The organism is Mesorhizobium sp. M6A.T.Ce.TU.016.01.1.1, assembly GCF_003997065.1.
Lineage (GTDB): Bacteria > Pseudomonadota > Alphaproteobacteria > Rhizobiales > Rhizobiaceae > Mesorhizobium > Mesorhizobium mediterraneum.
On the sequence record NZ_RZTJ01000002.1, the window covers coordinates 197,428 to 219,549 of the forward strand.

18 protein-coding genes are annotated in these 22,122 nt (G+C 60.6%); 14 read left to right on the plus strand and 4 right to left on the minus strand.

Annotated features, from left to right (window positions below):
• The first annotated feature begins 62 nt into the window (after positions 1-62).
• The 6 genes from EOC94_RS04285 to EOC94_RS04310 all read left to right on the plus strand — a co-directional run bounded on the left by EOC94_RS04285 (position 63) and on the right by EOC94_RS04310 (position 6,874).
• The gene (locus EOC94_RS04285; RefSeq protein WP_095486248.1) at positions 63-1,022 is read left to right on the plus strand and encodes a sugar ABC transporter permease; all 960 of its coding nucleotides are present in this window, start codon (positions 63-65) and stop codon (positions 1,020-1,022) included.
• Positions 1,019-1,909, plus strand: coding sequence for a carbohydrate ABC transporter permease (locus EOC94_RS04290; RefSeq protein WP_127288753.1), 891 nt, complete (start codon positions 1,019-1,021; stop codon positions 1,907-1,909). Before EOC94_RS04285 ends, EOC94_RS04290 begins: the two co-directional genes overlap by 4 nt.
• A gap of 10 nt (positions 1,910-1,919) precedes the next feature.
• Positions 1,920-3,017 carry an ABC transporter ATP-binding protein gene (locus tag EOC94_RS04295; RefSeq protein WP_127288755.1) on the plus strand — a complete coding sequence of 366 codons (1,098 nt, stop codon included), beginning with the start codon at positions 1,920-1,922 and terminating at the stop codon, positions 3,015-3,017.
• Positions 3,018-3,047: 30 nt separating this feature from the next.
• Positions 3,048-4,211: a mandelate racemase/muconate lactonizing enzyme family protein gene (locus EOC94_RS04300; protein WP_127288757.1), complete on the plus strand. Its 1,164-nt coding sequence runs from the start codon at positions 3,048-3,050 to the stop codon at positions 4,209-4,211.
• 23 nt (positions 4,212-4,234) lie between these two features.
• Positions 4,235-4,984 (plus strand): ribonuclease activity regulator RraA, encoded by a 750-nt coding sequence (locus EOC94_RS04305; RefSeq protein ID WP_127288759.1) that lies wholly within the window; start codon positions 4,235-4,237, stop codon positions 4,982-4,984.
• A 498-nt stretch (positions 4,985-5,482) separates the two neighbouring features.
• On the plus strand, positions 5,483-6,874 hold the full coding sequence (locus EOC94_RS04310) for a glycosyltransferase (RefSeq protein WP_127288761.1): 1,392 nt from the start codon (positions 5,483-5,485) through the stop codon (positions 6,872-6,874).
• Positions 6,875-6,989: 115 nt separating this feature from the next.
• Here EOC94_RS04310 and EOC94_RS04315 read toward each other — a convergent pair whose 3' ends face one another.
• Complete coding sequence (locus EOC94_RS04315; protein WP_095486254.1) at positions 6,990-7,412, minus strand: AbrB family transcriptional regulator; 423 nt, start codon at positions 7,410-7,412, stop codon at positions 6,990-6,992.
• Between the two features lie 2 nt (positions 7,413-7,414).
• Between EOC94_RS04315 and EOC94_RS04320 the strand changes: the two genes are divergently transcribed.
• From EOC94_RS04320 to EOC94_RS04330, 3 genes are read left to right on the plus strand one after another with little or no spacing between them, the layout of a single operon-like run.
• Positions 7,415-7,912, plus strand: coding sequence for a methyltransferase domain-containing protein (locus tag EOC94_RS04320; protein WP_245465489.1), 498 nt, complete (start codon positions 7,415-7,417; stop codon positions 7,910-7,912).
• Positions 7,912-8,079: a DUF1127 domain-containing protein gene (locus EOC94_RS04325; protein ID WP_280953381.1), complete on the plus strand. Its 168-nt coding sequence runs from the start codon at positions 7,912-7,914 to the stop codon at positions 8,077-8,079. Before EOC94_RS04320 ends, EOC94_RS04325 begins: the two co-directional genes overlap by 1 nt.
• 4 nt (positions 8,080-8,083) lie before the next feature.
• On the plus strand, positions 8,084-9,793 hold the full coding sequence (locus tag EOC94_RS04330) for a tetratricopeptide repeat protein (RefSeq protein WP_095486257.1): 1,710 nt from the start codon (positions 8,084-8,086) through the stop codon (positions 9,791-9,793).
• 260 nt (positions 9,794-10,053) lie between these two features.
• Here EOC94_RS04330 and EOC94_RS04335 read toward each other — a convergent pair whose 3' ends face one another.
• Together EOC94_RS04335 and EOC94_RS04340 are read right to left on the minus strand one after the other, a co-directional pair.
• Positions 10,054-10,761: a response regulator transcription factor gene (locus tag EOC94_RS04335; protein WP_210212058.1), complete on the minus strand. Its 708-nt coding sequence runs from the start codon at positions 10,759-10,761 to the stop codon at positions 10,054-10,056.
• Positions 10,762-10,830: 69 nt separating this feature from the next.
• On the minus strand, positions 10,831-14,520 hold the full coding sequence (locus EOC94_RS04340) for a PAS-domain containing protein (protein WP_127288767.1): 3,690 nt from the start codon (positions 14,518-14,520) through the stop codon (positions 10,831-10,833).
• 458 nt (positions 14,521-14,978) lie between these two features.
• Here EOC94_RS04340 and EOC94_RS04345 point away from each other — a divergent pair, with 458 nt between their 5' ends.
• The gene (locus tag EOC94_RS04345; RefSeq protein WP_095486260.1) at positions 14,979-16,361 is read left to right on the plus strand and encodes an FAD-binding oxidoreductase; all 1,383 of its coding nucleotides are present in this window, start codon (positions 14,979-14,981) and stop codon (positions 16,359-16,361) included.
• Positions 16,362-16,519: 158 nt separating this feature from the next.
• On the opposite strand, the gene EOC94_RS04350 is transcribed toward EOC94_RS04345, so the two are convergent.
• Positions 16,520-17,569, minus strand: a complete 1,050-nt coding sequence (locus EOC94_RS04350) for a zinc-binding alcohol dehydrogenase family protein (protein ID WP_127288769.1) — start codon at positions 17,567-17,569, stop codon at positions 16,520-16,522.
• Positions 17,570-17,673: 104 nt separating this feature from the next.
• On the opposite strand from EOC94_RS04350, the gene EOC94_RS04355 reads away from it, so the two are divergent.
• The 4 genes from EOC94_RS04355 to EOC94_RS04370 all read left to right on the plus strand — a co-directional run bounded on the left by EOC94_RS04355 (position 17,674) and on the right by EOC94_RS04370 (position 22,111).
• Positions 17,674-18,057, plus strand: coding sequence for a helix-turn-helix domain-containing protein (locus EOC94_RS04355; RefSeq protein ID WP_095486262.1), 384 nt, complete (start codon positions 17,674-17,676; stop codon positions 18,055-18,057).
• 363 nt (positions 18,058-18,420) lie between these two features.
• Positions 18,421-19,452 carry a substrate-binding domain-containing protein gene (locus tag EOC94_RS04360; RefSeq protein WP_127288771.1) on the plus strand — a complete coding sequence of 344 codons (1,032 nt, stop codon included), beginning with the start codon at positions 18,421-18,423 and terminating at the stop codon, positions 19,450-19,452.
• 108 nt (positions 19,453-19,560) lie between these two features.
• On the plus strand, positions 19,561-21,102 hold the full coding sequence (locus tag EOC94_RS04365; protein WP_127288773.1) for a sugar ABC transporter ATP-binding protein: 1,542 nt from the start codon (positions 19,561-19,563) through the stop codon (positions 21,100-21,102).
• A gap of 19 nt (positions 21,103-21,121) precedes the next feature.
• On the plus strand, positions 21,122-22,111 hold the full coding sequence (locus tag EOC94_RS04370; RefSeq protein WP_127288775.1) for an ABC transporter permease: 990 nt from the start codon (positions 21,122-21,124) through the stop codon (positions 22,109-22,111).
• Positions 22,112-22,122 lie beyond the last annotated feature (11 nt).

Consider the following 22,122-nt stretch of genomic DNA (forward strand, 5'->3'; position numbering starts at 1 on the left):
CGATCTGGCCGGCTGCGCCGATAGTGCAGCCGGCTCGTTCCGAAGAACGAGGGCACGCCACAGTGACGATCGTGACCGGCAAGGCCGAGGCTCGCCGAATATTGCAACCCGGTAAATCCGGCTTGTTGCGGAAGATATGGGAGCATCGCGCCGACTACGCATACGTGCTCCCTGCGATCGCCGTGATGCTCATCGTGATCGCCTATCCGATCTACTACACGATCGAGCTGTCGTTCTTTAAGACGCCGCCTGGCCTACAGCTCCGCGACAAGACCTTTATCGGCTTCGACAACTACACGACCATCCTCGCCAGTCGTGTGTTCTGGAAAGTCACCTGGAACACTCTGATCTGGACAGTGGGATCCACTTTCATCTCTTTTGTCCTGGGGTTTGCTGCCGCGCTGGCGCTCCACCGCGATTTTATCGGCCGTGGTGTCCTGCGCGCTGTCCTGATCGTTCCCTGGGTCATCAGCGCGGTCGCCGCCTCCTATATCTGGAGGTGGATCTACCATTCGGACTTCGGGATCATCGGCGCAGTGCTGGTCGGCCTCGGATTGGCCGACCGGCCGCCGAATTTCATCGACAGCGTCAGCACGGTGCTGCCATCCCTGATCGTCGTCAATATCTGGCGCGAGTTTCCATTTGCCATGATCATGATGATGGCCGGCCTGCAGACAGTCCCCGAACAGTTGCTGAGCGCTGCAAAAGTCGACGGGGCCAGTGCATGGCAGCGTTTCTGGCACGTCACCTTCCCGCATTTGCGCAACGTCTCGACAGTGACGATCCTGCTGCTCGCGGTGGCCAACTTCAATTCCTTCATCATCCCCTGGATCATGACCGGCGGCGGGCCGTCGAACGCATCGCATATCTGGATCACCCACATTTATGAGCTCGCCTTCGGCCGACAGCTCTGGGGCGTGGCATCGGCCTATTCGGTGCTCCTGTTCCTCATCCTGATGACGCTGGGCTACTTCTACGTCCGCGCGCTTAGCGGCAACGAGCGGAAAGAAGGGAGCGCATGAGCACGATTGCCGAGACAGCCCCTCGAGGCCAGACCCGGCGCCGCATGCGCGTCGACGGATGGCGGTGGGCCGGGCGCATCTTCCTCGTTTTCATGCTGCTTTACACCGCGTTGCCGATGATCTGGATGCTGATCACTTCGATCAAGTCCGGGTTCGCGGCGATGCAGTTCCCGCCGCAATGGTGGCCGGACCAGCCTACCCTCGCCAGCTATCAAAAGCTGCTCGATCCGCAGAACAGCGTCGGTCAGGACTTCCTCCGCTTCTTCTGGAACAGCCTTTTCGTGTCGACAGTCACGACAATCCTTTCGGTGATCGTGGCTGTCCCTGCGGCCTACGCGTTTTCGCGCTTCAGTTTCCCCGGCCGAAACTTCCTGTTCTTCTCGGTGCTGCTGCGCAACATGTTCCCGGCGGTGATCTTTCTCGTGCCGCTCTTCATCCTGATGCGCGTGCTGGGGCTGGTGAACACGCACGGCTCGCTGATCCTCACCTATCTCACCTTCGGCCTGCCGCTGGCGATCTGGCTGCTCAAGGGCTTCTACGACAACATCCCGGTGCAGCTCGAGCAGGCGGCGCGCATTGATGGCGCAACGCGGTTCCAGGCCTTCATCCTGATCGTGATGCCGCTCTCGACGCCGGGGATCATCGCCACCGCGATCTATTCCTTCATCGGCGCGTGGAACGAATACATCTACGCCTACACTTTCCTCTCCAAGAACGAACAGCTGACCCTGCCGGTCGGCATCCAGCGCTTCTTCTCGGAAAACACGACGGACTTTCCGGGCCTGATGGCGGCCAGCTTTATGATGAGCGTGCCCGTCGTGGTGCTGTTCCTCGTCCTGCAACGATACTTCGTACGCGCCCTTACAGAAGGCGCGGTCAAGCATTAGGGAGTTGCCGATGGCCCACGTGGTCCTCAAAGATCTCGTCAAGACCTATGGCAGCTTCAAAGCCGTCAACGACGTTTCGTTGACGGTCAATGACGGCGAATTCGTTGCGTTAGTCGGCCCTTCAGGCTGCGGCAAGACGACCACGCTTAATCTCGTCGCGGGGCTGATCCCGATCACATCGGGCGACATCGTCATCGGGGAACGAGTGGTCAACGACCTCGACCCCAAGGACCGCGACATCGCAATGGTGTTCCAGAACTACGCGCTCTACCCGCAGAAATCGGTCTACAAGAACCTGGCGTTCCCGTTGCAGATGCGCAAACTCCCCAGGGACGAGATTGACAAGAAGGTCAAGGAAGCGGCGCGAGTGCTCGACATGACGCACTTGCTCGAGCGCAAGCCGCGCGAACTTTCGGGCGGACAGCAGCAGCGTGTGGCCCTGGGCCGTGCCCTCGTCCGCGACCCCGCTGTGTTCCTGATGGATGAGCCGCTCTCTAACCTCGATGCCAAACTGCGCGTGCAGATGCGGTCCGAAATAAAGCGGTTCCATCAGGACCTGAAGGCGACGATCATCTATGTAACGCACGACCAGCTCGAGGCCGTGACCATGGCAGACAGGATGGCGGTAATGAACGGTGGCTATCTGCAGCAATACGATTCGCCGGCACAGGTTTTCGCCCATCCCGTGAACATGTTTGTCGCGAGCTTCATAGGCAGCCCGGCGATGAGCCTTATTCCGCTTGAGGCATCGACGGCAAACGGCAACACCGTGTTGACCAGCGCGGAAGGCTGGAGCCTCGACCTGTCGCAACTCAACGCGCGCAAGGTCCAGAAGGCGACGACCAAGAAAGTCGTGCTCGGAGCGCGACACTCGACGATCAAGCTGCACAACAGCGCGGTCCCCGGTGCCATTCCGGCCAAGGCCTTTACGGTGGAACCAACCGGAGACGTCACCTTCGTGCAGGCGTTCCTCTCCGGCGCCATCGTCAACATCAGCGTGCCTCCCAACATCGCCGTCGCACCTGACGAACAGATCTGGCTCGAGTTCGATCAGGAGCGGATGCATCTGTTCGACGGCGAAACTGAAATGGCCCTCACGGCCAACTGAGATAGGGCGGCGCGTGGAACGTGGGCGTAGATGACTGAGAAGCTTAAGATCACCGCGATCAAGCCCTATCCAGTATGGGTAGGAACGCGCAACCAGATGCTCGTCAAGGTCGAGACCGACCAAGGCATCTTCGGCTGGGGCGAGAGCGGCTTGAGCGGTCGTGAGAAGGCCGTGGCCGGCGCGGTCGAGCACTATCGCGAGTTTCTCATCGGCCGCGACCCGATGCAGATTGGCCGGATCTGGCAGGAGGTTTATCGCAGCCAGTACTTCGAGGGCGGGCGAGTTCTGCAGGCGGCGATTTCCGCCATCGACATCGCCCTTCACGACATCAAGGGCAAGGCATTGGGGGTGCCTGTCTACGAGCTGCTGGGCGGCAAGCAGCGCGACCGCGTCCCCACCTTCGCCTCGACCGGAGACGAGGCCGAGGGGGATGTTGCCATAGAACGAGCCCGCGAACTGCGCGCGCAGGGGTGGCAGGCGATCCGCTTCTTCCCCGTCGGGCAAAACGGCAGGGACATCTTCGAGCCGCGCGAGTCGATCGGCGCTACCGCGAGTATGATGAACAAGGCGCGCGAGGCGCTGGGCGACGACGTCGTCCTCGGCATCGACTATCATCATCGGCTGTCGGTGGCAGAGGCGGCGAGCTTCTGCAACAAGCTCGGCCGCGGCGTGCTTGATTTCCTCGAGGAGCCAATACGGGACGAGACACCGGAGGCCTACGAATCCCTGCGCACGATGACCGACATTCCTTTTGCCATCGGCGAGGAATTCGCCAGCAAGTGGCAGTTCCTGCCCTATATCGAACGCGGCATCCATCAGTTCAACCGGCTCGATGTTTGCAATGTCGGCGGACTCACCGAGGCGATGAAAGTCGCTGGCTGGAGTGAAGCGCACTACGTCGACCTGATGCCGCACAATCCGCTTGGCCCGGTGTGCACGGCCGCGACCATGCATCTCGCCGCCGCGGTCTCCAACTTCGCGTGGCTCGAGACCAGGGCGCCCGAAAGAAAGCTGGGCTTCGACAATTCCGACTTCTTCCCGGTGCAACCACGGCTCGACGGGACCAACTATCCGGTCGGCGATCTGCCGGGGCTAGGCGTCGAGGTCAACGAGGAGGCAATCCAGGCGGCGAGCTTTCGTTATTGGGAAGCGCCTCACCTTAAGCGCCGCGACGGTTCTGTTACGAACTGGTAGTTCCCTTTCAACCGGAGTCCACGATGACACATGCTCCCGACATCACGCGGCCGCCAAAAGACCTGATCGACGCGCTAAGGGAGATCGGCGCCGCGACGGTTGCCGGCACGCTTGGCCACATGGGTTTTCGCAATCCGCACATGGTCGGACCGGTGGCGCAGAACCACGGGAAGTCGATCGTCGGGCCGGCGCTGACGCTGCAGTTCATGCCGCAGCGGCCGGACCTATTCACCGAGGGAGAATATGCCGATCCAGAGACGCAGCTGCATCGGCACGTGCTTTATCACGCACAGGAGGGCGATGTGGTCGTGGTCGACGCGCGCGGCGACATGAGCTCGGGCGTCTTCGGCGATATGATGTCAACGTATTTCAAAGGCAGAGGCGGCGCGGGTATCGTCATCGACGGGTGCATGCGCGACCGGCCCAATGTTGAAAAGCTCGATCTGCCGCTATGGCTGCGCGGCTGGACGCCAAATTATCATGTGCAGACCAGCATCTACCCCAATGCGGTCAACGTTCCGATTGCCTGCGGCGGTGTCACGGTGATCCCCGGCGACATCATCATCGCCGACGACGATGGCGTGGTGGTGCTCCCCGTCGCAATGGCGGCAAAGGTAATCGAAGAATCACAGAAGCATCACGACTGGGAGGAGTTCTCGCGAGTGAAACTCATGGGAGGCGGGTCGTTGCAGCGCTATTATCCGCTGCATGACGATGCCCGCGGGGAGTATGAAGAGTGGCGCAAAACAAACCGGTTGGAGAACCCGACTTAGCGCATGGATTACCCTGCGGCGGGCGGCAGACCGTCTGGCGGTATCGCCGGCGTCTACGAAAAAGTGGGGAGTCGAATTTCGCTTTGGGGCACCGCTTTCGATCTGGCAGCCGGGATTGACGTGATTCAGACTTCCCCGAAGTCCGCCGAATGTCGGCTCTTGACGGACTGTGTTGATTCTGGTTTCGGGTTTTCGAGAGTCACTTCTTGCCGACCTCGGCGAACAGGAGGGAGGGATCTTCGTTCTCGAAGCGAGGCGTTTGACGCGGTCCTAGAGGTCACGAGCGCGGTCGGACGAGTTGGTATTTGCTCGGCACACCAGGCCCCTAGTTTCCTACATCAAGAAACGCACAAGTCAGCGCTGAAGCGCGAGGCCGAAGCTCATGCTTTCCGCGTTAATGTTCAGGATGGTAAGGTGATCCTTGACGGCAACGTCAAGGTTTAGTCCGAGCGCCAGGCTCCCAAACTTGCTGCCTGGTTGTCGCAGGGAGTCCGGACTGTGGAAGATCGGATTTCGATCATCCGATGGCTCGACAAGCTGGACGCGGCGATTGCTTTGGAGGCTACCTCCCTTCGATCGATAGGCGCGGTACTCGACAGGCCCTGCATGAACATTGTGATGTTTACCAACACATTCAGCCCGCATGTCGGCGGCGTTGCACACAGCGTTGCGTCGTTGTCGGAAATGCTGCGTGAGTTGGGGCATGCAGTCCTGATCGTCGCGCCGGACTATGCGGAAGCAGCTCGATCAGAAAGCGACATCCTTCGTGTCCCTGCGATCCAGAATTTTAACGGCAGCGATTTTTCAGTGCCGATTCCGTTCACCCGCTCGCTCGAGAAGACACTGAACGCCTTCGAACCGGATGTCGTCCATTCGCACCACCCGTTTCTTCTCGGCGACACCGCCCTTCGCACCGCGGCGTCGCGAGCATTGCCGACGATATTTACCTATCACACCCGCTACGAACTCTACGGCCACTACGTTGCGCAGGATGCACCGGTCCTCCAACGGCTCGTGCTCAGCCTGGCGGCTGGCTACTGTGACCTGTGCGATCATATCATCGCTCCAACTCACAGCATTGCCGACCTCTTGCGCCACCACGACGTCACCAAACCGATCACCACAATCCCGACCGGCATTGATCTGGCCAGGTTCGCCGATGGAGATCGGCTGAGATTGCGGAGCCGGTTGGGAATAGTGGAAACCGATTTCATCGTCGGGCACGTAGGCCGGCTGGCGCCGGAGAAGAACCTGACTTACCTCACTGAAGCGGTTTGCCTGTTTCTTTTGCAAAATGAGCGCGCGCATTTTGTCGTCGCCGGCGACGGTGCGTCAGCGTCCGAAATGCGCCGCATGCTGGAAGAGGCGGGTCTTCAGGACAGGTGCCATCTGCTAGGCGTGGTCGAAGGCGCCGATCTGGCCGACGTCTATGCCGCGATGGACGTCTTCGCCTTCTCGTCGCGTTCCGAAACCCAGGGTCTTGTGCTCGTCGAGGCGATGGCGACCGGCGTTCCCGTAGTTGGGCTTGATGAACCTGGAGTCCGTGAAGTGGTACGCACCGGAAAGAACGGCTATCTCCTGTCAGCCGATGCGTCCCCAGGCCAATTCTCCAAGGCTCTCGCCAGAGTCCGCGCGCTCACTCCGCCGGGCCGAGCGGCACTGCAAGAAGAAGCCAGATTGACTGCGGCCTCCTACTCACAATCTTCGACCGCGCAGCAGACCGTCGATCTCTATTCGCACGCTGTCGCGAGCCATGCTGGTGCCCGAGCTACCCGCACCCGTTCGTTTGAGGCAACGCTCGAAGGTCTCAAGCAGGAATGGAGAATCCTCGCCAACCTTGCGAATGCCGTCAAGGACGCGGTGGCGACGCGCAGTGACTCCACAAAGTGACGGCTGTGGGACGCTGCGTTCGCGCCTGGACTGCTGCATCCGTCTTCAGCCTATCCCTTCCGCTGAAAGGAAATTTCGTCGGCTCGGTTCGTGTACCTGCCGGTCTCTCGATGCATCATCGATGTCTCTTTAATCTGCTGGCGATCCAGTCCAGGCCGGTAAACAATCCGACGCGATGAAATTCTACCCAAAACTTCGTCGCGAATCCGTTGACGAGAAATGCCCTGACAACATGAAACCCTGTCACAAGCCCGACGGACAAGTGCAGCGTTTGTGCGGTGATGGCCATTTCGACCAGGCCGCCAGGCGAGGCGCCGAGGGTCGCACTGGCCAGGTCCAGTCCCGTTAGCCAGCACAGAAGGGCAGCATAACCGAAAAGCAAGGTGGCAAGGATCAGAATGAAAACCGCGCTACTGACGAAGACGCGAGGAAGCCGCAAGACCACCTCCCTCTTGAAGCGAGAGCCAATCGAAATGCCGATGAGAAACTGTCCGAACCAATAAGGTCCGCAGGTTGATGCCGTCGGTTGCCGAGCCATGGATGTCAAACAATGAGTGGCGGCAGAATGCAGACCAGAAGCGCCTGGCTGATGCTATGGCCGATACCGTGGTCCTCACCTACTCGCTTTGCACGATCCCGCACCCGAACGGCGCGCTGGCTGAGTTCCGCCGCGTCCTGAAGGCCGGCGGGCGGCTGGTGTTCATAGAGCATGGCGGCGGCGAAACTCCGCTCCCCGAGCACGCTGCAAGGGCGTCTTGTCGGACTGTGGGGCTGGCTTGCCGGCGGCTGGCATCTGACGCGCGAGCCAGCGTGGCTGATCGCGGAGGCCGGTTTCACGATCCAGCGCCAAGAAAGAAGGTGGTTTCCCGCGCCTCTGGCAGCTCGGAATTCACACCACCGGGGAAGCGCTCCTCGGCGCTGAAACAAACGAAACACTTCGCGTTCAGCGCGGAAAAACGCCTGAAACAGGGATGGTTTAAATGCAACGGCACCGCTGCATTCCGCGGCGTTAATCATGGAGCGTTGCAATGTCGATAATGCGAGCAGCTTACCGCTCTTTCCGGGACTACCGGGTTCACCGTATGGCGGAACGGACCCTTGCGGCAATGGAGGATGCCCTCCTGAAGGACATCGGGATCAGCCGGTCCGAAATTGGTTTGGTGGTCCGCGGCTTGAAGCGCGGCCAAGAAGACAAGGCGGGCTGAAACCATGAAGCTTTCATTTAGGCTCCCGCTACTGGCCTGTGCGAGCGTGGCCGCCCTTCTGGCGGCGCCCGCCGCCAATGCCCATGACTCGGGCCTTCCGCACCGCCAGGCCAAGGCGGCGGCGGTTGCCGAGGATTCGACAAGCGTCCCGCTGTTCGAAAACCTAGGCAGCCATTCCTACCTTGTCACCACCGCTAACCCGCTGACGCAGGCCTATTTCGACCAGGGCCTGCGCTGGGCGTGGGCGTTCAATCACTCTGAGGCGCAGCGCGCTTTCAGGGCCGCGCAGAAGCTGGACCCGACCTGCGCCATGTGTTTCTGGGGCGAGGCTTACGTGCTCGGCCCCAACATCAACGCCGGCATGGATCCGGAGGCAGCCGCGAACGCCGCCGAAGCCGTCGCGCAGGCGCGCAAGTTGGCGCACCTCGCCTCCAGCCGGGAAAAGGACCTCATCGCCGCGCTCTCCAAGCGTTACAGCGCCGACACTTCGACCGACCAGGGCGCCCTCAACCGGGCCTATGCCACGGCGATGGCGAAACTGGCCGAACGCCATCCGCAGGACGACGAGATCGCCACGCTCTACGCCGACGCGCTTATGAACCTGATGCCGTGGGACTACTGGCTTGACAGCGGAGCAACGCCAAAGCCGGACACGATCAAGCTTGTGGCCTCACTGGAGCGGGTGCTGGGCCGCAATCCGGATCATGCCGGCGCGATCCATCTCTATATCCACGCCGTCGAAGCGTCCAAGACGCCGGAAAGGGCCGAACCCTACGCCGACCGGCTTGCCGCCCTCATGCCCGGCGCCGGACACATCGTGCACATGCCATCTCACATCTATCACCAGGTCGGCCGGTGGATCGACAGCCTGGAGATCAACCGCGAGGCGGTGGTCGCGGACGAGGCCTATTTCGAGCGCGTCAGCATAGCGCCGGAGAGCACGCCCGGTGTCTACACGGACGGCTATTATCCTCACAACCTGCATTTCTTGATGACCTCCGCACAGATGGCGGGCGACGTCGAGGCAATCGCCGGGGCGGCCAAAAAGCTCGAAGCGCTGGTCTCCGACACCATGGCCAGAAAGGTGGCTGGGCTGCAGCCGATCAAGGCGGCCACCTATTTTGCGCACGCCCAGTACAGCGATCCCGAGGTCATACTCGCGCTGCCGGTGCCGGCAAACGCCCTGCCGTATGTCGAGGCAACCTGGCGATATGCGAGGGGTGTCGCCTTCGCCGCAACGGGTGCGAGCGAGGCGGCGCGCGCAGAAGCCACCGCAATCCGCAAGCTCGCCGCCGAGACCGATTTTTCCACGGAGACGGCGGGAGGACTTCCGGCGCCGGACCTGCTGGAATTGAGCGCGCTAATCGTGGAGGCCCGCATTGCCCAGCACCAGGGTGACCTACAGGAAGCGCGCAACAAGCTTGAGGCGGCGGTCGCGATCGAGGACGGCCTTGCCTATATGGAACCGGCCTACTGGTATTATCCGGTCCGACAGACGCTCGGCGCGATCCACATGGCCATGGGCGAGCACGAGGCGGCCGCGGCAGCTTTCGAGCACGTCCTGGAGCAGACTCCAAACAACGCCTGGGCGTTGTGGGGCCTGCGCGAGGTTTTCCGCAGGACCGGCAGGGCAGCGGACGCCGAAGAGATGGATGCACGCCTCAAGGCCGCCTGGGTGGGAGCGCCGGACTTTCTCGGCATCGAACGGCTCTGAGCCGCGCTTAAGGTGCCGGCGTCGTTGTCGGCTCAGGAAACGTGTCGCAGCCTCGCAACCCGGCGGCTGCGGCACACAATTCCAGGTGTCGAGAAGACAGGCTTGGCCTGCACGCCTGCCTTTCAGTGCCCACACGTCATAGTGGAACCGCAACCCAACGCAGCATGGATCCCGAAAATCAGAAGTTTGAGCGGGGGAGCCACAAAATCGCAATACCTCGGCCGCAAGGGCTGCGCTGGTCCAACTAGGCAGCGGCGCGCTCAAGAGTAGAGGTAACCCATGCCGCGGATTGTCCTGATCACCTCCGGCTTGGAGGGATCGACCTCAATTTTCTTCCGCAGGCGCGAAACGCGAATGTCGATGCTGCGATCGAAGGGATCCCATCCGCGGTCGTGGGCGAGTTCGAGCAGTTGATCGCGGTTGAGTACTCGTCCGCGATGTTCGCTGAATACTTTCAGAAGCCGGAACTCCATCGCGGTGATCGCTATTTCGGCCCCGTCGGCGTTGTATAATTTGTGTGCGTCCGGGTCGAAGCGGCACTTGCCGAACTGGACCTGGTGGCCCGGAGTGCTCGCTTTCTCCGCAGCTCTTTCGCTCGCCGATGTTCTGCGCAGCACGGCCTTTACCCGCGCCAGCAGCTCCCGCAGGTCCACGGGCTTCGCGACATAGTCGTCGGCGCCAATCTCCAATCCGACAACGCGGTCGACGATTTCCGCCGATCCGGTCAGCATGATAATGGCAACGTCTGAGTGCTCTCGTAGATATCGCGCCAGGGAGAGGCCATCCTCTCCTGGCATTCGGATATCCAATATGACCACATCGACGTGCTGGCTATCAACAAGTTCACGCAGGGCAGGCCCTGCATTGGCCGGCGTCACGGCATAGCCATGATGCTCCAGATATTCCGCCACCGTGTCGCGGATATCCGGTTCGTCATCGCAGACAACTACGTGTGCTTGCGTCGTCAAAATCGACCACCGAGCAACTAGCCTAATGGAAAAGTTGCCTCTGGAGTGACGTGCAATTCAATGGATCTGTCAAGTATTGTTGTTAACCAAGTTCGAGACAAACGAAAGGAGCTCGTTAGGTTTGATCGGTTTCTCAAGATAGGGCCGTTTCGCGGCGCGCAGGAACATCTGCGCGTCCGGGCTGATCGTGTCCCCCGTCAGGAAGGCTAACCTGTCGAGCTCGGCCGGATGGAGCTTGGCAATCTGGTTGAACAATCCCCGTCCGTCCATGTTCGGCATTTTCAGATCGCTCAGGATCAGCGCGAAAGTGCGGTTCTGGAGGTGCAGCAGCGCTTCTTCGCCGGATCTGGCAAAGGTGACGTTGAAACCATCTCGTCTGAGCACCTCAGCGACCAGCTCACCCACTTCCTCTTCGTCGTCCACCACCAGACAAGCAATGCCGGTTGAATTCGGGAGCTCGTCTTCGGCCGTTTCGGCTCGTTCGTCGAGACGGTCCGAAGCGGGCAGCGAAAGTATGAAGGTCGAGCCACCCCCCTCGGGGGATTCGACCTCGATGGTTCCTCCATGGGATTGAACGATCCGATGACAGAAGGATAGCCCGATTCCGGTTCCTGCCCCAATCTCTTTCGTCGTGAAGAACGGCTCGAAAATGCGGGGAAGTATCTCTTTGGAAATTCCCGGACCCGTGTCGGCAACGCTGACGACTATTTTGCCGGTCGTGGGATGAAGCCGCGTTGAAACCGTGATTGTCCGTCGCCCTTCCCAGCCGTGCAGCGCCTGTTCTGCATTGACAAGCAAATTGATCAGCACCTGGGCAAGCTGATCGGGATCCGCCCAGATCGGGGGAAGACCAGGTTCAAGATGAACTGAAAGCCCGATGTCCGACGATCGAATCGAATAGCTCGCCACGTCCACCGCTTCGGAAATAATGTCATCGATCGCAACGTTTGAGGTTCGCGTCGGCTGCTGTCTGGCCATAGCCAGGAAAGTCTTGACGATCCTGGCGCAGCGTTCGGCTGCCTTGCTCATCTTGTCGGCGCGTTCCACGACCTTGGCGTCGGTTGCGGTCTCCTTCAACAGCGATGACAGGCCAAGCACCACCGAGAGCGGATTGTTGAGTTCATGCGCCACCCCCGCCAGCAATCCGCCGAGCGCCGACATTTTCTCGTTCTGGTGCAGCGTCTCGCGCTGCCGCTCCAATTCCTGCTGCATTTCGATACGGTCGGTGAGATCGTAGGCGTGGGAAACAATCACCTTCTCACCGTGGTAATCGATCAGTCGAGACGAAATCGAGCACCAGCAGGTTCCACCGTCCTTGCGTTTGAGCTGGGTTTCGAAATCGTCGACCAACCCCATCGCGAGCAGCCGCTCAACGTATCGCATCCGCGCTGAAGGATCGACATAGTAGTCGATGGCGCTGGTCACGTTGCCGAGCAGCTCAACGGTGGCGGGGCTGCGGTAAAGCAGCTTCCCGTCATGCGCGCGGGTCATCTGGATGTTGACGGGGCAGGCTTCGAGGACCTTGCGGACCATTTCATCCGCTTCCTTGGCGGCCTCCTCGGCCCGCTTGCGCTCTGTAATGTCGACACGGGTGACCACGAACCCGCCTTCGCGGGTCGGACAGTTCGAGACGAAAAACCAACCCCCGTCTGTGTGACGGAATTCCTGTTGCCGGAATTCGCGGCGGTCCCTTGCCCTCTCGGCAAGCCAGTCGTCGATCTTGTCCCGTGGAACCGGAAACTGGTTGCGCTCTGCGGTCACGCGGAGGAACTCGAACCAGTTCACGCCGGGAACGAGCACATCCGCGCTTATCGCGTGCATCTGGCGGTACCTGCTGTTGGCCAGCACCAGGCAATCGTTCCTGTCGTAGAGGGCAAACCCTTCGGCCAGAGATTCGATCGCGTCGATCAGCCGCTCGTTGGCCTTGCGCGTTTCTTGCTGGGCGGCGATCATGTCGGTGATATTCGTCGTGTTCGACACTATCACCTGCCTTCCCTGGAAATCGATCAGGCGAGCGGAAATCGAAGCCCAGAAGGCCTTGTTCTCGGTGTCGTACTGCTGGATCCGAAAATCATCGATCCTGCCCTTTTCGATCAGGGTGCGCTCCAATATTGCGCTATAGTCTGGATCGACATAGTGGTCGGTTATTCGAGGACGGTCGGCGTAGAGATCTCTGGTAGCAGGATTGCGGTAGAGCGTTTCTCCCTCGATCGTGGTCATGTGTATCGGCGAAGGGCAGGCATCGAGCACCTTTTGCAGCAGTGCCGTGGCGTCGCGCTCGGCAGCCTCGGCCTTCTTGCGCTCGCTGATGTCGGCGCGCGTTACGACGAAGCCGCCAAGATCGGTGGGATGTATCGATACCGAGTGCCATTTGCCGTCGGAGAGGGGGACTTCGAAATGGGAGTGAAACTCGATCCGGCCTTGAATCCGCTCGTCCAGCCACTCATCCTCGCGCCCAACCGCATTGCGGTACACGCCGCGCTTGGCGGATTCGCGAAGGAGTTCGGCCCATTCCACGCCCGGTTTAACGAGATCCCGCACCGGGTGGTTCAGCTCGCGGTAAAGGCTGTTGCACATGACCAGGCGGTGATCTTCGTCGTACAGTGCGAACCCCTCGGAGAGTGATTCAACGGCGTCTGCGAGCATCTCCCGCGCCGCAGCGACCTCGCCGTCACGCTTCTTCTGCTTGGTCACATCGGCGATGCCGGCGAGAACCACTCGCCGGCCCTGGAACTCGACGATCCTGAGATTGCCCGTGGCCCAGAACTCTTGGCCGTCGGGTCTTTTAAGAAGCACCTCGCAATTTTCGACGACGCCCTTTTGCATGAGCTCCCGATTGATTTCCCGGTGTTTCTCGGGGTCGACAAAGTAATCGCCGAGCCGCACCGTCTCGCGTTGCGCCTTTTTGCTCCATCCAAGCAGCCGTTCGGCAGCATTGCTCTGGTAGATGAGTTCCCCCGAACTCGCGTCGTTCATCCATACCGGCAACGGATGATGCTTGATCAAGAAACCGAACAGATCCTCGCGCTGCTTCCGTTCCGTGATGTCCAACACCCCGATGATGAGCGAGCGGCGCCCGCCATAAACACCGCGACGGCAGTTGGTCGAACACCAGACAGTCGATCCGCTCGCGTTTCTAAGCTGGATTTCGTGATCCCGCACGATGTCGCTGTTGTTGGCAAGAGACCTGATTTCATCGAATTCGCCAGTATTCACGAAATGATCCGTCAGGAATTGCGGTTCGTTCGACGTCCATTTTCGGCCAAGCAGGTTCGACGCATCGAGGCTTTCATAGAGGATTTGCCCGCTTCCCGCGTCCACCACCCAAACGGGCAGCGGGTGACTGTCCGTGATGCAGCGGAATATCTCGGCGTTTTCCAGGTGCGCGATCTGCGCTCGCTTCATGTCAGTAATGTCGACGCTTACCAGGGCGATGCCACCGTCCGGCCGAGGATGTGCCGTGAGCAACTTCCACCGCCCATCCAAAGTCTCCGCTTCAACAGGAGCGTCGTCGATTTGCATCCATCGCGCCGCAGCGCTTTCAGCGAACGCGTTGCCCGGCTCGATCGGGCGGCCGTCGAAACTTTTCAGACATGAGAGGGCTTCGGCGATTGCGGCAATGGCGTCCATCGGCTGCATCTCGCCGCGGTCGAGCCGCTGGCTTCCAAATATCTCCGGATTGCTACCAACGAGGACATTGTTGGCGTCAAAGAGGGCATAGCCTGTGGGTGTGGATGTAACCGGATTATCAGGCCGCATGGACGTTCCCTTTGTTCGCGTGATGTTCCGAGGGCGGATATTAGACCCTCTTTGTTTCAGCACACATTCAGACGCTGCGTGATTTGTTTCAACTGTTTCGGCGCGTGGGAGTCTTCGCCAGCGCTGGCGTGAAAACGAAATCTATCCAACGCTCCAGAAAAACGGCCGAAACATGAATGGCCTAGATTGCACGGCCGAAACCACGGCTCGAGCTAACGACTCGGGATCTTAACCAGCCACAAAATGCCGCCTGTCATCCCCTTCGAGCGTGCCGCTGAAACAAACGAAACATTCCCACGGCGTCACAGAAAAACGTCTGAAACGAAGGCGGTGTATGACAAGAAGAGCCGCAGTGCGGCAGATTCAACCGGCGAAACGCAAATGTCCGGCGCCCAGGACGAACAATCTAGTCTTGGCGAGTTGCCGACGCGTCTTGCTCCGAAACCTGAGGGTTCAAAATGGATAAGCCAGTAACTTCGTATGATTTCCCCGACCGGCTCCGCGCGAGCCTTATTGACCAAAACCATCCGGTCTATGAAGAGGCTCGCGGGCTCTACAACGCTATGATCGACAAGAGGCCGCGCTGGATCATCCCTTGCGCCGAGGTCGCCGACGTCGTCGCGGCCGTCAATTACGCCCGAGAGAAGCATTTGCTTCTTGCCATTCGCGGCGGCGGCCACAACGGTCCAGGCTTCGGCAGTTGCGACGGCGGGATGGTCATCGACATGTCGCCGATGAAACGGGTCGATATCGATCCCACGACTCGAACGGTTCGCGTCGAGGCCGGCTGCACCCAAGGCGATGTCGACCGCGCCACCAGCGTTCATGGGCTGGCGGTGCCGGCGGGCATCGTCGCGACCACAGGCGTCGCCGGACTGACGCTGGGAGGCGGCACCGGCCATCTCACGCGCAAACACGGCCTCACCATTGACAATCTGCTTGCGGCCGAGGTCGTGCTGGCCGACGGCAGCGTCGTGACGGCAAGTGAGGACGAACACCCGGAGCTGTTCTGGGCGCTGCGCGGCGGCGGCGGCAACTTCGGCGTTGTGACGCGCTTCATATTTCAGGCGCATCCGGCGAAGGATGTCTATGCCGGGCCGATCTTCTTCGACATCGCAGATGCCGCGGAGATCATGCGCTGGTACCGCGACTTCCTGCCCGGAGCGCCGCGAGAGCTCGGGATGTTCTTCGGCATCAAGACGGTGCCCTCCTGCGACCCTTTCCCGCGCGAGATCTGGGGAAGGCGCATATGCGCGCTGATCAGTTGCTACAACGGCGCAGAGGAGGACGGCATCCGGGCGATGCAGCCCGTGCGCGACGCGCTTCCCAAGCCTTTGATGGACGGTATGGTGCAGATGCCCTTCGTCGATCTGCAGGCGCTGTTTGATCCGCTGCTGCCGAAGGGCTTGCAGTGGTACTGGAAGGGCGATTATGTCGACGAGCTGTCCGATGCGGCCATCGCTGCCCATGCCGAGCACGGCTCGAAGACCCCGAGCGAGCTGTCGCTGATGCATCTCTACCCCATCGACGGAGCGGTTCAGGACGTGGCTCCGGACGCCACCGCCTGGGGGGCGCGGCGAGCGCGTTGGTCCATGGTTATCGCGGGCATCGATCCCGACCCGACGAAGGCGTCGGAGCTGAGGCGCTGGGCAAGCGAGTATTGGGCCGCGGTGCACAAGCACAACCCGCATGGCGGCGCCTACATCAACTTCATGATGGATGATGAAGGTGAAGCGCGCGTGCGCGCCGCCTACGGTGCCAACTATGAGCGGCTCGTCTCGGTTAAGCGCAAATACGATCCGGCGAACCTCTTCCGCGTCAACCACAACATCCGGCCGTAAGCCGGGCTGAGCCTGTCCGTCTTTGGGTCACGCCGAGGCGGACAGGCTTGTGGCATGCGAAAGCCGGTGTCGCGTTCCATCGAGGGCTGACCGGAAAGCGGCCCTTACGAACTGGAAATGCAAGACAGCAATTGGCCTGCGATCATCAGCCCTCGCCGTCATCGTCGCGGGTAGTGGCGCGCCCCCATTTCGGTCGACAATCCCTCTAAGACGACTTTTCCCAACATGCGGCCGCCCTCAACAAGCCGATGCGCCTCCAGAAGACTGCTGGGCGTGAGCTTTCCAAGGTCGGTCGTCACTGTGGAGCGCAGGACACCGGAGTCAGCGAGCGCCGAGACCTCTTCGAGAATCCTGTGATGAGCGACCATGTCGGCACCGCCAGAATGAGGTCGCGTCACCACGTCCTCCCAATGCAACGAAGCGCTTTTCGACCGAAGCGGCGTCGCATCAAGGATTGCATGGTTGGTGATGACTCCGACCTTGCCGTAGGGGGCAATGATCGCTGCGATCGCAGCCCAATGCTGCTCTGTCTGGTTGAGGGCTGCGATGTGGGTGATTGCCGAAGCGCCTGTAGCGGCAAGCTCCTCGATCATCGATCGCGAATGATCGATGACATGGTGCGCCCCGAGCGACAGGCACCACTCCCGGCTCTCGGGCCGTGAGGCGGTCGCGATGACGGTCAGGCCGGTGAGGCGTCGCGCCAGCTGGATCAGCATCGAGCCGACACCGCCCGCCCCGCCGATGATCAGCAGCGTGCCGCCATCGTGCAGCCTTCCGGGCGTAACGTCGAGGCGGTCGAACAGTAACTCCCAGGCCGTCAGCGACGTAAGAGGCAGCGCTGCCGCCTGCATGAATGTGAGCCGGGCCGGCTTGCGACCCACGAGACGTTCGTCTACCGCGTGCAATTCCGCATTGGCACCGGGCCGATTGAGATTGCCCGAATAGAAGACTTCATCGCCTGGGCGAAAGAGCGTGACGTCGGCACCAACATCGACAACGACCCCTGCAACATCCCAGCCGAGGACGTCGATCTCTTCGCCTAGGAAAACCTGGCCGTTGCGGATCTTGGTATCGACCGGATTGACAGAGACCGCGCGTACCGAGACCAAGAGATCGCGCGGGCGCGGCTTGGGATACTCTTTGCTGATCTCTACGAAGCATTGAGGGTCGGACAAGGCGGAGCCTGGACGGTAGCCGATAGCCTGCATGGGAATTCCTTTTCGATGCTGAAACACCGAGCAAATTGCCATTGCGACAGACTTTGCCAATACGGCTGTTTGGCGTATTAACTTCCCAAAAGGGAACCGTCGGGATGAAGGTAAAGCACTATGTTGATGTGCCGGGATGCCCGGTGGAGGTTACGCTCGACCTTATCGACGGGCGTTGGAAGGGCGTCGTGCTATTTCATCTGCTCGACGCCGGCTGCTTGCGCTTCAACGAGCTGCATCGCCGTGTACCCGGTATCACCGCCCGGCTTCTCACCAAGCAACTTCGGGATCTGGAGGAGGCAGACCTGGTCAGCAGGACGGTCTATGCCGTAGTTCCACCGCGGGTGGAGTACCGCGTCAGCGAGGAAGGTGAAAGTCTCCGGCCTATTGTGGAGATGCTTTCGAAATGGGGCGAGGCGCGGCTCGAGCGCCAGCGTACGAAGCAGGCTGCAACTCACGCCCGCCGGACTGTTTCGCGGAATTCATAGATAGCGGCAGCATGCGGACTTTGAGATGGCGCAATGCGACCTTGAGGTTGGTGACCTCCGACACAAATTAATAATAACTGCAATATCAATAGCATAGTGGAAGTCGAGCTAGGGTCATGCTCCGGCGCCGGTCCACATGCACGAGGTCGGCCGCTGCGATGGCGAGCATGGTGTCTCGCTCGGCGGATGCACCAAGCAAGTATGAAATATATTTCTGCATATGAATTTTATTGACAGTTGAGCGAACTCCTGCAAATGATCAACTGCTGGGCCTCGGGAGGAGGTTCGGTGTCAGCAACCACGAGCGGCGGCACGTAAGTGTCCGACCGTCCAATTGACCAGGCTTCGGCCGAGGGAGGATTCTTGCGCAAATTTTTGAGCATGCTCGCCATTTCGGCAGCAGCCACCACTGTGTTGGGGGCAAGCCACGCCGCGGCCCAGGCCGCGAACCCGTTCAAATGCGAGCCGGGTGAAAAATACGTCATGAACGTCATGGTTTCCGGCGTCGAATATTGGTTCCCGGTCTACGAGATGTTCAAGCAGGCTGGACAGCAGTTCGGTTGCGAGACCGAATACACCGGAACGCCGGAATACGACGTGAATAAGCAGATAGCGACATTCGACCAGGCGCTGGCTCAGAAGCCGGCTGGCATCCTGGTGCATCCGATGAACTCCGATCCATTCATCGAGCCAATCAATCGGGCCATAGACCAGGGAACGGCAGTAGTCACATTCGCCGCAGATTCGCCCAACTCCAAACGAGTATCCTACATCACCTCCGACAACGTCGCCGAAGGCACCTATGCCGCCGATGCCGTTGCCAAGGCGATGGACGGCAAGGGTGAATACGCGGTCCTCGAAAACCCCGGACAGGATAATCACGACAAGCGCATCGCCGCCTTCATCGCCCGCATGGAAGCCAAATGGCCGGATATGAAGCTCGTCGGCCGCGCGGCTTCGAACCAGGACGCGACGAAGGCCTATCAGGCCGTGCTCAGCCTCGCCCAGGCGCATCCCGAACTGGGCGCAGTGTTCATGCCGGAAGCCAACTCGGCAATCGGCGCAGCGCAGGCCGCGAAGGAGGGCGGCGGCAAGATCCGAGTTATGCTGGCCGACGTCAACGCCAAGATCCTCGATATGATCAAGGCGGGCGAAATCTTTGGCTCGGTCAACCCGAACCAGGGCATGCAGGGCTACATGGGATTCATGCTGCTGTGGCTGGCCAAGCATCCTGAGCTGATTGATCCGATGAACGACGCCCGGCGATCCGGATTCAACAGCATGGGCGTGCCTTTCGTCGACAACGGCTTTTCCATCGTCACTGCGGAAAACGCTGACGATTTCTATTGGGATGCCTACCTCACGCGGCGCGGCACCAAGGGCATCGAGGAGTAAGCCCCGCCGTCTTCGGAGTTCTCTCGGAAATGCTCGAACCGAACGGGGCGCGCTCGCGCCCCGTCGACCGGGCCATTATCGTCAATATCAACGCTGCAGGGGGACGGGGTGACTGCCGCCGCCATTCTTGAAATCCGCGACATCTCGAAATCCTTCGGCGCTATCAAAGCGCTGACCGGGGTCGATTTCACGCTGCAGCGGGGCGAAATTCACGCGCTGTGCGGCGAGAATGGCGCGGGCAAGTCCACGCTGATGAATATCATCGCCGGCATTGTGCAACCCGACGAAGGCACCATTCATCTCGAAGGCAAGGACATCACCATCGCATCGCCATCCGCCGCGCAGCGGCTTGGCATAGGGCTCGTCCATCAGGAAATCGCGCTCTGCCAGGATGCTACGGTCGCCGAGAATATTCTCATGGCGGCGATCAACAACCGGCGCGCGCCCCTGATGAATTTTCGTCGGCTCTACGCCGATGCGCAAAAGATAATGGACCTGCTGGCGCCGATCCCGGTCGAGACGCCGGTCGCCGAGCTTTCGATTTCCAACCAGCAACTTGTGGAAATCGCCAAGGCGTTGACGCTCGAATGCCGCGTGCTGATGCTCGACGAGCCGACAGCCGCCCTGACCGAGACCGAGGCGCGGCGCCTTTTCGCAATCGTCCGCGATCTCAAGGCGCGCGGAATTTCAATCATCTACATCAGCCACCGCATGGCCGAGATCTTCAGCCTGTGCGACCGCGTCACGGTCTTTCGTGACGGCAGATATGTGGCGACCAATTTGATCGCTTCGGTCACTCCCAATGATGTCGTTCGCAAGATGGTCGGGCGCGAAATCACGCAGCTCTATCCGCAAAAGCTCTCGCCTGAACGGCGCGGCGACCGTCCTGTGCTGTCGGTCGGGAACCTCTCCTATCGACAGGGTTCGGACGGCGTCAGCTTCGCGCTTCGTGCAGGCGAAATTCTTGGCATCGGCGGATTGATTGGCGCCGGCCGCAGCGAGATGGTTCAGACCGTTTGCGGCTTGCGCCCGAAAGTGTCGGGATCGGTCGAACTCAATGGCGAGCCGGTCAGCATCAGGACCTACAGCGATGCAGTGCGCGCGGGCCTGGTCTATCTCTCCGAGGACCGCAAGGCGTCGGGCCTGTTCCTGGACCTGTCGATTTCGTCGAACATCTCCGCGCTGGACCTTCGGAAACTGACCACACCCCTTGGGCTGCTCGATCGCCGCGCCGAGGCAAAGCAAGCCGTCGACCTGGTGGAGCGCCACGGTGTGCGGATGGGCGGCATCGAGACACAGGTGTCGACGCTCAGTGGTGGCAACCAGCAGAAAGTGGCCATCGCCAGGCTTCTTTCGGTTGGCCCCAAAGTGGTCATTCTGGACGAGCCGACACGCGGGGTCGATGTCGGCGCCAAAGTGGAAATTCATCGCCTGCTTCGCGACCTTGCCGAGCGGGGCGTCGGCGTCATCGTGATTTCATCCGAGCTTCCGGAATTGATCGGGCTCAGTGACCGGGTGCTTGTCGTGCACGAAGGGGCCATCGTTGGCGAATTAGGGGCGGACGAATTGACCGAAGAGGCGATCATGCTGCTGGCTTCGGGTGTCCGGCAGCAACGATCAAACGCAAGGCAGGCTCACAATGTCGCTTAGACAGACCGGAGGAACCCTCATGGACGCTGAAATCAAGGCGAGCGCCCCGGGGCTCGGCGGGCGCAACTGGCTGCGTCTGGGGTCAATGCGCGAAGCGGGGCTGATCGCAATCATGCTGGCGCTGTGCATCGCCATGACATTCGCCTCGCCGCATTTCCTGACCTGGGGAAATTTCCGGGCCATGCTGATGAGCTTCTCCATTGAAGGCATCGTCGTGGTCGGCATGACGATACTCCTCATTGTCGGCGGCATCGATCTTTCCGTCGGGTCGGTGGTCTGCTTCTCCATGGTCGTGTCAGGCGCTCTCTTCCTGATGGGACTGGACCCGTGGACCGCGAGCCTCATCGGGATAGGCGCCAGCGCGCTGATCGGCGCGGCGATGGGCTTCTTCGTGACCGTCATCGGGCTCAATCACTTCATCACGTCGCTGGCGGCAATGGTCATCGTGCGCGGTCTTTGCCTTGTCATCACCAAGGGAACCCCGCTTTCGCTGTTCACCCTGCCGCCCGGGTTCAAGGCGATCGGCCAGGGCAGCTTCGGCAATGTGCCTTATGTCATCGTAATCTTTGTCGTGGTCGTGGCCATCTTCGATTTCCTGCTTCGGCGCGCCACCGCGTTCCGCAAGGTCTTCTATACCGGCAGCAACGAGAAGGCGGCTCAATTTTCGGGCATCAAGACCAAGCAGGTCAAATTCTGGGTCACGGTCCTCTGCTCGACCCTCGCGGGCTTTGCCGGCGTCATCTACATGTCGCGCTTTGGCGCTGCGACCCCGACCTTCGGCGCTGGCATGGAGCTCAACATCATCGCCGCGGCCGTGATTGGCGGGGCATCGCTCAATGGCGGCTCGGGCACCATCTTCGGCGCCATACTGGGCATGGCGCTGCTCTCCGTCGTCACAAGTTCGCTGATCCTGCTCGACGTCTCCGTCTATTGGCAGGATATGATCAAGGGATGCATCCTGCTCGCGGCGGTATCGATTGACCACTTCCTGCACAGCAGGAAATCCTGAGCAGCAGCGCA

Bases quoted from the DNA above. Each gene is read 5' to 3' on its own strand.
- EOC94_RS04290 (WP_127288753.1), top strand. From the start codon at position 1,019: ATGAGCACGATTGCCGAGACAGCCCCTCGAGGCCAGACCCGGCGCCGC.
- EOC94_RS04295 (WP_127288755.1), top strand. From the start codon at position 1,920: ATGGCCCACGTGGTCCTCAAAGATCTCGTCAAGACCTATGGCAGCTTC.
- EOC94_RS04300 (WP_127288757.1), top strand. From the start codon at position 3,048: ATGACTGAGAAGCTTAAGATCACCGCGATCAAGCCCTATCCAGTATGG.
- EOC94_RS04305 (WP_127288759.1), top strand. From the start codon at position 4,235: ATGACACATGCTCCCGACATCACGCGGCCGCCAAAAGACCTGATCGAC.
- EOC94_RS04315 (WP_095486254.1), bottom strand. From the start codon at position 7,412: ATGGCTCGGCAACCGACGGCATCAACCTGCGGACCTTATTGGTTCGGA.
- EOC94_RS04320 (WP_245465489.1), top strand. From the start codon at position 7,415: ATGTCAAACAATGAGTGGCGGCAGAATGCAGACCAGAAGCGCCTGGCT.
- EOC94_RS04325 (WP_280953381.1), top strand. From the start codon at position 7,912: ATGCGAGCAGCTTACCGCTCTTTCCGGGACTACCGGGTTCACCGTATG.
- EOC94_RS04330 (WP_095486257.1), top strand. From the start codon at position 8,084: ATGAAGCTTTCATTTAGGCTCCCGCTACTGGCCTGTGCGAGCGTGGCC.
- EOC94_RS04340 (WP_127288767.1), bottom strand. From the start codon at position 14,520: ATGCGGCCTGATAATCCGGTTACATCCACACCCACAGGCTATGCCCTC.
- EOC94_RS04345 (WP_095486260.1), top strand. From the start codon at position 14,979: ATGGATAAGCCAGTAACTTCGTATGATTTCCCCGACCGGCTCCGCGCG.
- EOC94_RS04350 (WP_127288769.1), bottom strand. From the start codon at position 17,569: ATGCAGGCTATCGGCTACCGTCCAGGCTCCGCCTTGTCCGACCCTCAA.
- EOC94_RS04355 (WP_095486262.1), top strand. From the start codon at position 17,674: ATGAAGGTAAAGCACTATGTTGATGTGCCGGGATGCCCGGTGGAGGTT.
- EOC94_RS04370 (WP_127288775.1), top strand. From the start codon at position 21,122: ATGGACGCTGAAATCAAGGCGAGCGCCCCGGGGCTCGGCGGGCGCAAC.